13 protein-coding genes, 2 tRNA genes and 1 other RNA gene are annotated in these 12,464 nt (G+C 35.2%); 1 reads left to right on the top strand and 15 read right to left on the bottom strand.

Annotated elements, in window-relative coordinates:
* Positions 1 to 307: 307 nt before the first annotated feature.
* The 13 genes from VIO64_RS19680 to VIO64_RS19620 all read right to left on the bottom strand — a co-directional run bounded on the left by VIO64_RS19680 (position 308) and on the right by VIO64_RS19620 (position 8,011).
* Positions 308 to 460: a hypothetical protein gene (locus VIO64_RS19680; RefSeq protein ID WP_331921446.1), complete on the bottom strand. Its 153-nt coding sequence runs from the start codon at positions 458 to 460 to the stop codon at positions 308 to 310.
* Between the two features lie 52 nt (positions 461 to 512).
* Complete coding sequence (locus VIO64_RS19675) at positions 513 to 1,265, bottom strand: hypothetical protein (protein ID WP_331921444.1); 753 nt, start codon at positions 1,263 to 1,265, stop codon at positions 513 to 515.
* A gap of 123 nt (positions 1,266 to 1,388) precedes the next feature.
* On the bottom strand, positions 1,389 to 1,514 hold the full coding sequence (locus VIO64_RS19670; RefSeq protein WP_331921442.1) for a hypothetical protein: 126 nt from the start codon (positions 1,512 to 1,514) through the stop codon (positions 1,389 to 1,391).
* 101 nt (positions 1,515 to 1,615) lie between these two features.
* Positions 1,616 to 2,713 carry a DUF5991 domain-containing protein gene (locus VIO64_RS19665; protein ID WP_331921440.1) on the bottom strand — a complete coding sequence of 366 codons (1,098 nt, stop codon included), beginning with the start codon at positions 2,711 to 2,713 and terminating at the stop codon, positions 1,616 to 1,618.
* A gap of 204 nt (positions 2,714 to 2,917) precedes the next feature.
* Positions 2,918 to 3,547 carry a WG repeat-containing protein gene (locus VIO64_RS19660; protein ID WP_331921438.1) on the bottom strand — a complete coding sequence of 210 codons (630 nt, stop codon included), beginning with the start codon at positions 3,545 to 3,547 and terminating at the stop codon, positions 2,918 to 2,920.
* 117 nt (positions 3,548 to 3,664) lie between these two features.
* Positions 3,665 to 3,964: a hypothetical protein gene (locus VIO64_RS19655; RefSeq protein WP_331921436.1), complete on the bottom strand. Its 300-nt coding sequence runs from the start codon at positions 3,962 to 3,964 to the stop codon at positions 3,665 to 3,667.
* 167 nt (positions 3,965 to 4,131) lie between these two features.
* On the bottom strand, positions 4,132 to 4,701 hold the full coding sequence (locus VIO64_RS19650; protein ID WP_331921434.1) for a 2-phosphoglycerate kinase: 570 nt from the start codon (positions 4,699 to 4,701) through the stop codon (positions 4,132 to 4,134).
* A 404-nt stretch (positions 4,702 to 5,105) separates the two neighbouring features.
* An RNA gene (gene rnpB, locus VIO64_RS19645) (RNase P RNA component class A) lies at positions 5,106 to 5,449 on the bottom strand.
* Between the two features lie 58 nt (positions 5,450 to 5,507).
* Complete coding sequence (locus VIO64_RS19640) at positions 5,508 to 6,611, bottom strand: Nif3-like dinuclear metal center hexameric protein (RefSeq protein WP_331921432.1); 1,104 nt, start codon at positions 6,609 to 6,611, stop codon at positions 5,508 to 5,510.
* Between the two features lie 33 nt (positions 6,612 to 6,644).
* The gene (locus VIO64_RS19635; protein WP_331921430.1) at positions 6,645 to 7,337 is read right to left on the bottom strand and encodes a class I SAM-dependent methyltransferase; all 693 of its coding nucleotides are present in this window, start codon (positions 7,335 to 7,337) and stop codon (positions 6,645 to 6,647) included.
* Between the two features lie 76 nt (positions 7,338 to 7,413).
* Positions 7,414 to 7,487, bottom strand: a tRNA-Ile gene (locus VIO64_RS19630).
* Between the two features lie 6 nt (positions 7,488 to 7,493).
* Positions 7,494 to 7,566 (bottom strand) — tRNA-Asn (locus VIO64_RS19625).
* Between the two features lie 211 nt (positions 7,567 to 7,777).
* Positions 7,778 to 8,011: a ferritin family protein gene (locus tag VIO64_RS19620; protein ID WP_331921428.1), complete on the bottom strand. Its 234-nt coding sequence runs from the start codon at positions 8,009 to 8,011 to the stop codon at positions 7,778 to 7,780.
* Positions 8,012 to 8,466: 455 nt separating this feature from the next.
* Here VIO64_RS19620 and VIO64_RS19615 point away from each other — a divergent pair, with 455 nt between their 5' ends.
* On the top strand, positions 8,467 to 8,652 hold the full coding sequence (locus tag VIO64_RS19615; protein ID WP_331921426.1) for a hypothetical protein: 186 nt from the start codon (positions 8,467 to 8,469) through the stop codon (positions 8,650 to 8,652).
* Between the two features lie 123 nt (positions 8,653 to 8,775).
* Here the strand turns inward: VIO64_RS19615 and VIO64_RS19610 are convergent, their stop codons facing one another.
* Complete coding sequence (locus VIO64_RS19610; protein WP_331921424.1) at positions 8,776 to 10,641, bottom strand: CotH kinase family protein; 1,866 nt, start codon at positions 10,639 to 10,641, stop codon at positions 8,776 to 8,778.
* A gap of 721 nt (positions 10,642 to 11,362) precedes the next feature.
* On the bottom strand, positions 11,363 to 12,442 hold the full coding sequence (gene rpoD / locus VIO64_RS19605) for an RNA polymerase sigma factor RpoD (protein WP_331921422.1): 1,080 nt from the start codon (positions 12,440 to 12,442) through the stop codon (positions 11,363 to 11,365).
* Between the last annotated feature and the right edge of the window lie 22 nt (positions 12,443 to 12,464).

Genomic DNA, 12,464 nt, shown 5'->3' with positions numbered 1-12,464 from the left:
CATGCCCTTTTTTATTTGCTCTGTCGTAACAATATACTTTTTTCAAAGTTCAATAAGGTTTTTTACCTTGTTTTTTATGAATCAAACCTGAATTTTTGTTTTCAAGCCAATTACCAGTTACTTTTCGAAACTATACTAATTATAAATATTTAGATAATAGTGTTAGAACAGGTGACTTCGCACTCGTCTATCCATTAGACTTATTCGAAATCAAATTTACTTTTGAGTTCGGAATTTTAAAAAACACACTTATAAACTTTTTAAAAGTTTATAAGTGTGTTATCACAAATTGCAGGCTAACTTGTATTTACAATAAATAGCACACATATCCAGGTTGTTTAGGATTTTCCTCATCAGGCCCAAACTCTATTGGATCTCTACCCATGACTATTAAATTCTTATTATCATTTGCAACACCAATAATTACTTTTTCTCCAAAAGGAGCACCTGAACAAGACAATTGATCAAGCTCTTAACTTCAATTTTAATCCCTCAAATGATTCTATCATTATCTATTGGCTGCTTTGTTCAAATCTATAATCACTGATTAGAACAAAGGTTACTTCATTCATCTCGTTTATTAAAAAGGTTAGGACAAAAACATCTGTATCCTTTGCAGAAGCTGGTTTTTTTCTGTACTCCTGAACATCCAGTGATACCATTTTGTTATTCTCTCTTTTTGCATAATAAGTAAGAAATTTATCGTCGCCAGACTTGATTTCAATCCCTTGACCATATGCTTTCTTAATATCTTCAATTCCATCCTTTAAACCAATGAAACGTTTTGTATAATATTGATTTGAATTTTTTGTAAACTTTTCTATGTAAAAAGCAGCAACTTTATTATTTCTGAAATAGACCTTGAGTCCATTATAGTTAAGGAATTCCTCATTATATTCATTTTTCAATGGTTTACCAAGAATTTGCTCGAGACCTTTTCTTGTTATCCCCATTTTTATTTCTTTTTTGTTTTTAGCAGCATAAACATTAAAATCATTGGAATCAAATTCAATTTGAGTATCCTGTGGTGACAGAAAATTATCATCAATATATGTGATGGTAGATTCAGCAGGCGAATCTACTATTATCTCAGTTGAAGACGTTTTTATTCTAGTTGGATTTGGGGTTGGGGTTATGGCAGAAGCTGAAGTATTTGTGTTTTGTGTTTTTGAAGGTTCCTTATTTCCACATCCTGCTAAAGTCACTATAAGTATTCCTACAGCTAGTGTTAGGGTAATTATTTTTGATGTTTCACGGAGTAACATATAAGCATCATCCTTTCTTTAAATCTCACAGTAGCATAATGACAAAAAAATTGCTTACAGGGGCAAATAGCTCAAACTATATATAGAGATTGATTCTTCTTCGTTAATTACTCTGCTATGATGTCATTCATAAAAACATTCATTTAGTACTTTTATACTATTGCTGTTCATTGCATCCATAAAATCCATCTTTAACAAGGTTTCTTTTGGTATTTCAATAATTCCATCATCATACCTCATAGAATTCAAAGCAGTTTTATATCTTCCCGACCCTTATAGATGTTTTCACCTGCCTTCCTTGTCACATAACAGTCTGAAACTATTACATATTGACCATTTGGCAATTTACACTATGGCATAAACTCAAAATAAGGACTTCCAGACTTTTTATTGTTTTTATCAATCGCTTCAATCTTTCCCCAGAAAGTATCCAAATCGGACCCACTTTTTTCAAAACTTAATAGGATGTCTCCAACTTCGTAAGGCTCAAATCTGTTGTCAGGCAAATACTTATCAAACCTCAGCTTTATTGAATTTTTATTACCATCAACTTTTGCCCTTAATCTTTCAATTGTTTGAAATCCATCGATACTTATATCAGCATAATAATTTCCCTCTTCTTTGAATATTGAAATTCCATAAATCATGTTTTGGTCTGGAGGGACAAACTCTGAAAACGAATAACCCCCAACCCATGTTTCTAACGAGGATACATCCGACTTTTGTGCAATAGGTGTAACATTAATTAATTGTATCTCAATTGAATCTCTTTCAGCACCATATCCACTTCGATAATTTATCAATCCTTTATCTTTCTCCCAAGCAAACGATTCATAATATCCTGTTTCAACCAAATTATTAAAAGAGTAATATTCCCTCTTATCTCCATCTGCTTTCAGATAGTGGTGCCATCCAGGCTCATCATCGCTTAAAGTATCTTTAATTTCTGTATCCTGACAAACAATAATGCTATCATTTGCAATTTCTTTATTGCTTTTAAACTTGTTTAGATTTTCTTCAGTTGGCTCTATTTTATATATTTTATCTTTCTTAACATAAAAATACCCTAAAATCAAACGCTCCTTAGGAACACCATCTATTGAATCAAGTTTAAATTCATATATTCTTCCACTATTTCCAGATGTCACTTCATTAATATAAAGTTTTATTTCTTTTTCAACTGATTCGCCAAATAAAAACCTTCCATTATAATTCAACTCCGATACACTATCTTTAAAGAAAAACGCGTTATCTACATTTTCTTTATCAGTATTGTTATACTTTATATTATCAGAATCTGCCTTTTTAGTATTCAACTCACTTTGTTCTTCTCCTAATCCACTTGGATTAGTATATGGCTGGGATAAATTTGAAGAATCATTTGTTTTTCTACACCCTGAAGCAACTATCAATCCAAGCATTAAAATAAAAATCAGTATTTTTTTCATATAACCCCACTATAAAAAATTCGTAATTTTATAATTCATCTCAAGATAGCAATAAGTACTCCTCGACAAGACATACGACATCCATCTTTCATTATTAGCACCTATCGATATGCTCAATTTTATATCCATCAAGATATTCTTTTAGGTCACAGACCATATTTGCAGGATATGAAGCATTTCTAACAAACACCACCTTCATTGGACTTACTTCGACGGTTTCCAAACCCAATTGCCATTTATGTTGATATAACCATACTTACCGTCTATTTTGACTACTGAAAGGTCATCCTCACCTGTAAAACAATTGGCAGAATCAAATATAGGCTCAAAAATAAACTTCCCAGACCTATCAATAAACCCAAATTTCCCGCCTAATTTAACCCTTGCAAGTTTGTCCCAGAATCTTGACACCTGTTCAAAAACAGGCTCTATAACAGCAGTCCCAGAGCAGTTGATGTATCCCCATTTACTCTCTTTAAATTCAGCACCTGCCAATCCATTAACAAAACTATCTACATTGATATATATAGGATTAATTACTACTTTTCCGTTTTTACTTATAAACCCCCACTTATCATCAATTAAAAATGCAGCAAGTCCTTCTTTAGAAAATAATTTCAAATCATCATATAGTGCCTCAACAACAATATTTCCCATTCTATCAATGCAACCTAATTTTTTATTTGAAATATAAAATGTGTAATCCTCATCATCACAAAAATCACATGCACCTTCATATTTAGGCTCAATAATAATTTCCCCTGTTCCATTTATATATCCAGTTTTCCCATCCATTCTGAAAGAATATAACCTTTCTTTAATAGTCTCATTCATAACTCTTACCCCCTTTCTTACTTATTCCTCCTGAATCTAAGACCGGTAACAATTTTGCACATTTAAACTGTTTAAAAATTATACTCAACAATAATCCATGGAAGCCAAAGTACTGGTTCAGCACTTACAGTGTCCTATACCCACAAGGAGTAAGCCCTGAACGTTATAAAGAAAATTCAAATAGAACTCCCTGGCCGATTTTAAATTATTAAAAACATGGGGAAAACCAAAATCCCAAGAGTTGGTTTTGTCATTCATCCATTCTATTAGATTATTAAAAGTAGTGTTTGGAATGTTCAAACTCTGCATATATTTATCTTTTTCTGAAGTGCTCCAAACGGAAGATATATCAGGGTAAATGCCACATATGCAGCTACTTGCTGATAGAATAGTCTCAGGCATTATTTGATTATTCATGTATTCTGCCCTCTGCGTAGGTTTAACAATATAATATCCACCTAAATGATACTCACTAATGTACATTTTAGCCCTCACCTTCTCCTTTCTTCTCGTTGCGACTTCATCCTTTTTGATATTAATATTTATATATACATCAAACTCCTTGTTGAACTTCCACAGCCTTACTATGTATGAAGCCGCTTAGATTCTATCTCTTTATCTATCCATCTATATATTTTGTACATTTCTTTCTCATATTTATCGTTGATTTCAAAGAATTTTGCATTATTATTCCAACAGAGCTCTTTAAGTCGTGAATGGAGTGCTATAAAATTATCTTGGTTCATATAGTCATCACAAATTCTTTGTTCTATCTTACTCATATGTTCGACGATTCCCGAAATAAAGTTCTTCTCAATATAATACTTTGAAAATCCTATATATAAAGAAATTATTTGCTTTAAATAATCAGGGTCAAAATCGCATATTTGTTCTGGAGGTAAATAACACCCCTCTATAATAATATGTTGTCCATTCTCTATATTGGTCATAATAATGCCCTTTATAACTGGCCAAAGTTTATTTGTAATTTCATTATCGCTGTCAGTAGCAGAAAAATCGCAATATTTATTTCCCCGAATTAATCCCATTTTTATATGGTCTATCGACAAATACGGAATCTTATACTTTTCAAGTAATCTCTGAGCCATTACTGTCTTTCCAGTACAACTAACGCCACCTATTAAAATAACCACTGTTGTCTCCTTAAGTTTTATAAATGGACTATATTAAATATATTACCATATTTGAGCACCAATATTGGAATTATACTATTCATAAATTCTTTTTTTGTATAAAATATCCTGCCAAACTACCTCATTATAATATTTTTTGTTTATTTATATCCATTCTGGCATGCTTAGGTGTAAATCATAGAAAAATCATAGTAAGAATCGCATTACTTATTATAAGTATAATGCTAGCATTGTTTTTACTGTGTCTCTTGTATGCATTATCAGAAATTAGTGGTTCTCATGTCCATTAAAGACCTGGCTGATACTCACAGGAGGCATAATCAAGATGATCACACCATATTACACCCCAATTTCTAGACATACACAAAAACACCCGCCATGTAAGCGAGTGTTCTTGATATATTTGAATGAGTAAGTCTATAAGCCGGGTTCTGTATTTGATGATCATCTATCTAGGCCGTACATTTCTGTACAACTCAAGCCACCTCTCGGGACTGGCGGGCAACCAATATGTCCCTATACGGTGTTGCTCCAGATGGGGTTTACATAGACCGACAAGTCGCCATGTCGCTGGTAAGCTCTTACCTCACCTTTCCACCCTTACCTCATAAATGAGGCGGTATATCTCTGTTGCACTTTCCTTGAAGTCACCTTCACCGGGAGTTACCCGGCACCCTGCCCTATGGAGCCCGGACTTTCCTCGTGTAAGACCTTTCGGCACTTTACACGCGATCATCTGGCTTACTCATATTAAATTTTGAATTTATAAACAACACTATATATACTAATATCTTAATTCAAAAAAGTCAAGTAACTTTAATTGGGTCCTTTTCCACTTTGCTAGGATATATTGATATACTTGAAAACTTATCAGTAAGTACACGGCTTAGTTCATCAACAATAATTCTTTCGGTTGCGAAATGTCCTGCATCAATAACACACAAGCCCAACTCGGAAATATCAAGTGCTGTGTGGTATTTAACATCCCCAGTCACAAGTATATCCAGTCTTTTTAGTGATGATATTACGGCTTCATCAAAACTTCCACAGAAAACCCCAACCTTTTTAATTTTTTCACTTGTGTTGCCTATAACCCTTAAGTTTTGTATATTCAGGCTATTCTTTACACCGGAAATGAATTCGTCCAGACTTACTGCCTGTTCCAATTCACCAACCTTACCGAAGCCATATTCTTTACCTCCCTGAACTAGAGCGTATATATCGTATGCAGGTTCTTCATAAGGATGGGCTGCAAGCATTGAATCTATAACCTTGTTTAAAAGCTCTTCTTTTACGATTGTTTCTACCCTGTATTCGCTGACTTTTTCCAGTTGACCGGTACTGCCGATAAAAGGATCACTGCCCTCCAGAGGCCTGAAAGCACCTGTACCCTCCAAAGTAAAAGAGCAGTCGCTGTAATTGCCTATCCATCCCGCTCCAGCTCCAGTCATGGCACCTGTCACCTTTTCACCGTATTCACAAGGAACAAAGACCACAATTTTAAATAGTCTTTCCTTTTTGTGAGTCTTAAGGTTTTTGATGTTCTTTAACCCCAGTGATTTTGCAAGTGTGAGATTTAGCCCGTTGTCCGCAAAATCAAGGTTTGTGTGAGCACTAAAAACGCAAATATCTTCCTTGATAAGTTTGTAGATCAATTCTCCCTTTGGCTCCTCAGCAATTATTCTTTTTATTCCCTTAAATAAAAATGGATGGTGGGATATGATCATATCTGCTTTAAGGCTTATTGCTTCCTGTACAACACTTTTAGTTATATCAAGGCATATCAGTATTTTCTCTATTTTTTTGCTTTTACTGCCTAGCATAAGACCCACATTGTCCCAATCTTCACTCAAATTCGGTGGTGCCAGTTCCTCCATAAAGCTTATTATGTCTTTACAAATGGTACTCATAAGTATATTGCCTCCCTTAGGTATGTAATAATACTATTTCAGCCTCGATACAAGCTTTTCAAACCCCTCCAGCAAGTATTGGTAATGCTCCCTTAATACTGCCTTATCAGGCTCCAGATTATCCATTTCCTTTACTATTTTGCCAAAGGTCCATATTTTCTTCTCTATGAAGGTCTTTAGAAGAGGATCGTTTCTCTCAAAAAGCTTCTCTCCAAAATGGTAGTAAACCTCATCCCTGGTAGAAGGTTTTCCAGTCCATTTTGTGGTAATAACATTATATATCTTTTCTCCCTCATTTGTAAGCTCTTCGTCTTGGATTTCAAAGCCGTTTTCATAAAGCCACTTTCGTAAGCACTCAGCTTCGTTCATTGGTTGAAGCACTATATTATCACAATTCTTAACCTTACTAATACCGTCACTTATAATCCTGCTTATAAGGTAACCGCCCATTCCGGCGATAATTACTACATTTGCCTCATTTTCCTCTATTGGATCAAGACCGTCACCCAATCTGGCATCTATAAATTTTGATAGCCCAAAATAGCCTATATGCTTTTTGGCAGCCATAATAGGGCCCGGTTTGACATCACATGCTATTGCCTTTTTGCATATGTTGTTTTCTACAAGATAAATGGGAATGTATGCATGATCGGTACCCACATCACACACCGTATCGCATTTGACTGTTTTTGATGCTATGAGCTTCAGTCTGCCTTTTAATTCCATATAACTCCACCGATACATAAAATAAATTTTCTCTACAAAATAAAATAAGAAGCTTTTACAAGCTTCTTATTTTTAGTGGGCCTTCAGGGACTCGAACCCCGGACCAACCGGTTATGAGCCGGTTGCTCTAACCAACTGAGCTAAAGGCCCGTTTAGCTCCTCAAGTAGGACTCGAACCTACGACCCTGCGGTTAACAGCCGCATGCTCTACCGACTGAGCTATTGAGGAATGTTATCGCGTCATGTCTCAGACACGTATTATATTATAATCACGGATAGGTCTCAGGTCAAGACGCATTTAGCTCATATTTGAGGATTACTTACTTTTATATCCCTAATGCTTAATATTACTTTAAATTTCTACTCTATTCTTGCTATTTCTAAAATGTGAATTTTAATCTAATTGACGTCTTTTCTTCATATTTGCATGTACTCTATTTTTACTGGTTATCGCCGTGGTTTTCATAGTTTAGCATGAGCTCTCTGAGCTTGGTAGCATGCATTCCCTCATCTTCAGCAAACTTCTTGAAAACCTCTTTTATTTCTTCATCCTCAATCCTTTTTGAATACATTTCAAAATCCCTAACCATCTCTTTTGAGTTTTCCCAAGCCCTTAAAAGTCTATCATAGGTAGTCATTTCCACTTCATTTTTGTTTTCGCTGCTAAATCCCATATTTAATCTCCTTTTATCAAAAGTGTTTTAGTCAGTATTTTTCTTTATTTTTACCTGGATATTAATAAAATATTCTGTATTATTAAATGAATATCTATTTTAGTTTTTTACATAAAATGAATAATACCCAAGAAAACTTTACATCTAAATCCACCCATTGACAAAGTACGTAATTTTGTATTATCACAATATTGTGGTTATAAATATCCTTTTTAACGGTTCTTAAGGATATTACCTATCATTTCACTTGATAATACTAGTATTATAGAAAAACTCTAATTTTTTCCCTTAACTATATTAAAAGTGTTAATTATCTTAGATTTACGGCAGACAAATGTAATAGAATTATCACTTTTAATATAATTATCCAGCTGAGTTAGCCTTTTCAAGTTTGGCAGAATTTCACAAGCGGTACCCATAGTTTTTCACTTCGTGGTTGTTCAAATAACTCCAACATGGCCAGAGTCGACTTAAAAATCGGCGGAGTTACAAAGGGTACCTTCTATTTCGGCGGGAATTATCCCGCTGTATATACAATAAACAATGTCAGCCATGGAACTGGAAATCAAGAGATCCAGCTCGTTTGTACATCTGATAATGGACAGTGGGATGTTTACTTGGATTATTTGGAGATCAAGTAAAATCCAAATCAATTGTATGAAGTACAAACTATAATACCTTAGACACAAAAATCCCGGCGGTATTTACTCCGTCGGGATTTTTGTTGATGTCTAGTTTGTCATGAGACACTAAAAAAGACTTAATTAATTGCTTGCTACCTTACCAAATTTTGTTGCGATAATGACTACATCCAGCATATTTATAGCTCCATCCTTACTCAAATCATATGCAAGTTTATATTTCTCGCTTCCGGTTATTGAGTTGAAGGAAGTTGCAATAAGTATGATATCGGCCATATTTACCGTTCCGTCATTGTTAAGGTCTTCCGGTAATGAAGACGTTGTTGGAGTAGACGTAGGCTTTTGAGTTGGAGTAGGTGTAGGAGCCTTTGTCGCAACCGGAACAGGTGATATGGAAACTGTCTTAAGGTAATTTGTAACCTCTGTTTGTCTTGTCTTAACATGGCTTATAATAGCGGTACATGCTGTATTAAACGCACTTTCCCCTCCAGAAAGAAGAGTTGTATCGCTGGTCTCTCCTTCAGGCCCAATAATATATGGTTTTATTAAAGTTTGGTAGGCCTGTACCTTTGCAGAGATTTTATCAGGAATAAGGCAAGTATTCAAAGACTGCTGCATTTCATAATGGTACACATTTTTATAAATAGGGTCATCCATAAGCCTTCTAATCAAAGGCCACTTGTCTGTAACTTCATTTAATGATAAAGTGGCAGTTCTTCCCCCCATCATGCTTTGAGACATGGAAAGATTATGATCCCATGTGATCCATATTAATCCAGCATTATTTAACACATCATTGTACAGATAATAGTTATGTGCCATTTGTCCATAGCAATCCCAGTTTACAATAGCAGTATTGATTGCCAGCCATTTTAGAAAGCTTCTTGAATTAAAATTCTTTTCGAGGTTTGCTCTCCATACTGCAGCGTCGGTTTTTGTTGCAAATAACGCCTGGTGAGCTCCCCTCACATCGCTCCAGTCAGCTGCCTCTTTATTGTTTTTCTTAACAAAGGCTTCCTGCCTGAAGGGAGATGACCAGTCAGCACCAGTACCCTCAGGCTTGTAACAGTTTCCGCTGTCATCTCCAAACTGTACCTTTAACATGGCATCAGAAACATCCTCAGTCATTGTATAGAGTCCCCAATACTTAGGTCCGCTTCCTGTGTCAATAAATACTCTGCAAAAAGAACTTTTTGCTGCCGGTACACCGCCGTCTCTAAAAATTTCACCTGTAAGCTTTTCTTTCATAAAGGAATTGTCGTTCCAATTGTTACCAAATGTCATGCATGAGAATCCGTAAAAATGCTGGTCATCTATTTCTGGATTCTGAGCTTCATATTCATCGAAGTTTAGTCTGAATGGAAGCTTGGTTTTACTTTTCAAGTTTACAAGAGAACTGTTGCCCTTATACCTGAAGCCTACATTCCACCATGTTTTTCCTTCAAAATTAACTGTAGAAGGTACATAGATAGGTTCTCTTGTAGAGTTCAAGGTTATGTTCTGCAAGTCAGCCCTGATTTTCTGATAATCGGATGAACTTATTTTTATATCCATTCTTAAAACTTTATCGTCCGGAAATAAAAGCTTATAGTCGGGATCGGCACTTTTTGAATGGGTTTTTTCCGTCCAACCCTGAGGTCTTCCAATAAATACCCTTTTCTTTTTTGTGTCGGTGTTACCAGCTGCATCTTTAACTGTCAGCGTAACATTATAATCATCTACTATAGAAAATGAATGAGTTACGGTGACCCCGGTAGCTTTTGTCCCATCCTTAAAATCCCACTCGTAGCTCACTATTGCCCCCTCCGCATCACTTGAAGTCGATGCATCAAAGGTGATAGCTTGATTTAGTGCAGGCGTAACATTTGAAATTTCAAATTTTGCCTGCGGCGGATTGGTATCTGCAGCATAATTCACAGAAAAGATGCTACTAGCAATAACAGTTGAAATAATAAAAGGAATAATAAGCTTGCTTTTTCTCTTTAACATAACATAAACCCCATAGTAATATTTACAATACTAATACCCCAAAATAAATTATCTATTATTGACAAAACTTTTAAAATAAACCTCCTTTACTTGTATTTTATAAGTCTATAGCATTTATAAATGTCTAGGAAATTATGGTGTATTCTACGCCACAATTTCTCATGACAACGTCAAAGTTGATTGCCTTTTATAAAGTTTACTTTTATAAATTGTGCAATTATGTGTTTTATATTTAAAAATTTATTCTTAATCTGCATAAAGTCTTGAATTGCATTCAAATTTCATTTTAATATCCTTCACAATGCGTTTATCAAACAATAAGGCTTTATCCGTAATGCAAACAAAGCATAGTGATGGGAAGCCTGTCCCTGTATAACATATAGCAGCTCCATACTATTGTGTCAGTGCCTGGCAGGATAGCCCAAACAATGTATAAAACAGTGCATGGGAATAGTGCTCCCAAAATCTATAATTTCATGCCTTTCATAAAATAAGTAACTGTTTCTATACTAAAGGTGTTAATACTCACTTTTAATATATATGTGCAAATGACCTCTACTATAGATTAAAAAGTAAAGGTCATTTTTTGTACCATATTTAATGAATTTTAATCAAAATTTTCTTCTATTGTATTATAAACGCACTATAATTTCTTAGACATAAACAAAATCATGAAATGATTTTGTTTATGTCTAAGAAAAAAACTCGATTTTTATCGAGTTTAATCCAAATAGTCTTTTAATTTTTTGCTTCTGCTCGGATGCCTTAGCTTTCTTAAGGCCTTAGCTTCAATCTGACGTATTCTTTCCCTAGTAACGTTAAACTCTTTCCCTACTTCTTCAAGGGTGCGGGCTCTGCCGTCATCCAGACCGAAACGAAGTCTTAGTACCTTTTCTTCCCTGGCTGTGAGTGTATCCAGGACATCTATAAGCTGCTCTTTCAATAAAGTAAAGGCTGCAGCTTCAGCAGGTGCAGGAGCATCATCATCAGGTATAAAGTCTCCTAAGTGGCTGTCTTCTTCTTCACCTATAGGTGTTTCCAAAGAAACAGGCTCTTGAGATATCTTCATAATTTCTCTTACCTTGTCGACAGACATTCCCATTTCTTTTGCTATTTCTTCAGGTGCAGGCTCTCTTCCAAGCTCCTGGAGAAGCTGCCTCGATACCCTTATAAGCTTGTTTATGGTTTCAACCATATGAACAGGTATTCTTATGGTACGTGCCTGATCCGCAATAGCTCTTGTTATAGCTTGTCTTATCCACCATGTGGCGTAGGTACTGAACTTATAACCCTTGGTATAATCAAACTTTTCAACTGCTTTAATAAGCCCCAGATTACCCTCCTGGATCAAATCCAGAAACAGCATACCTCTTCCCACATATCTTTTGGCTATGCTTACAACAAGCCTCAGGTTTGCTTCGGCTAATCGGCGTTTTGCTTCTGCCTCTCCTTTTTCCATCCTTCTGGCAAGATCAATTTCTTCATCTGCCGAAAGTAGAGGAACCTTACCTATTTCTTTAAGATACATCCTTACAGGGTCATCTATGCTTATACCCTCAGGTATTGAAATATCAAGATCCTCTTCGGTCAATTGAATGTCTTCTATCTCAGCGTCTATATCCCCAACAACATCTATACCTACATTTTCTAATGTTTCATATATTTTTTCTATCTGATCAGGCTCAAGATCAATTTCTTCGAATGCATCCATGATTTCCTTGTATGTCAGCATTCCTTTTGCCTTACCCCTGTCGACCAACTCTTTTAATACTGTTTTCCTGCTCTCATTGTTTGGTTTCAACAGTTACCCTCCCTTCAACACA

It is taken from the genome of Pseudobacteroides sp., assembly GCF_036567765.1.
GTDB lineage: Bacteria > Bacillota > Clostridia > Acetivibrionales > DSM-2933 > Pseudobacteroides.
The sequence above is the reverse complement of the archived record's forward strand: the minus strand, read 5'-3'. Positions and strand labels throughout refer to the sequence as shown.

What these genes read in the sequence shown, in the direction of transcription:
- VIO64_RS19675 (WP_331921444.1), bottom strand. Translation starts at nt 1,265, where the DNA reads ATGTTACTCCGTGAAACATCAAAAATAATTACCCTAACACTAGCTGTA.
- VIO64_RS19665 (WP_331921440.1), bottom strand. Translation starts at nt 2,713, where the DNA reads ATGAAAAAAATACTGATTTTTATTTTAATGCTTGGATTGATAGTTGCT.
- VIO64_RS19660 (WP_331921438.1), bottom strand. Translation starts at nt 3,547, where the DNA reads ATGAATGAGACTATTAAAGAAAGGTTATATTCTTTCAGAATGGATGGG.
- VIO64_RS19655 (WP_331921436.1), bottom strand. Translation starts at nt 3,964, where the DNA reads ATGAATAATCAAATAATGCCTGAGACTATTCTATCAGCAAGTAGCTGC.
- VIO64_RS19640 (WP_331921432.1), bottom strand. Translation starts at nt 6,611, where the DNA reads ATGAGTACCATTTGTAAAGACATAATAAGCTTTATGGAGGAACTGGCA.
- VIO64_RS19635 (WP_331921430.1), bottom strand. Translation starts at nt 7,337, where the DNA reads ATGGAATTAAAAGGCAGACTGAAGCTCATAGCATCAAAAACAGTCAAA.
- VIO64_RS19620 (WP_331921428.1), bottom strand. Translation starts at nt 8,011, where the DNA reads ATGGGATTTAGCAGCGAAAACAAAAATGAAGTGGAAATGACTACCTAT.
- VIO64_RS19615 (WP_331921426.1), top strand. Translation starts at nt 8,467, where the DNA reads ATGGCCAGAGTCGACTTAAAAATCGGCGGAGTTACAAAGGGTACCTTC.
- VIO64_RS19610 (WP_331921424.1), bottom strand. Translation starts at nt 10,641, where the DNA reads ATGTTAAAGAGAAAAAGCAAGCTTATTATTCCTTTTATTATTTCAACT.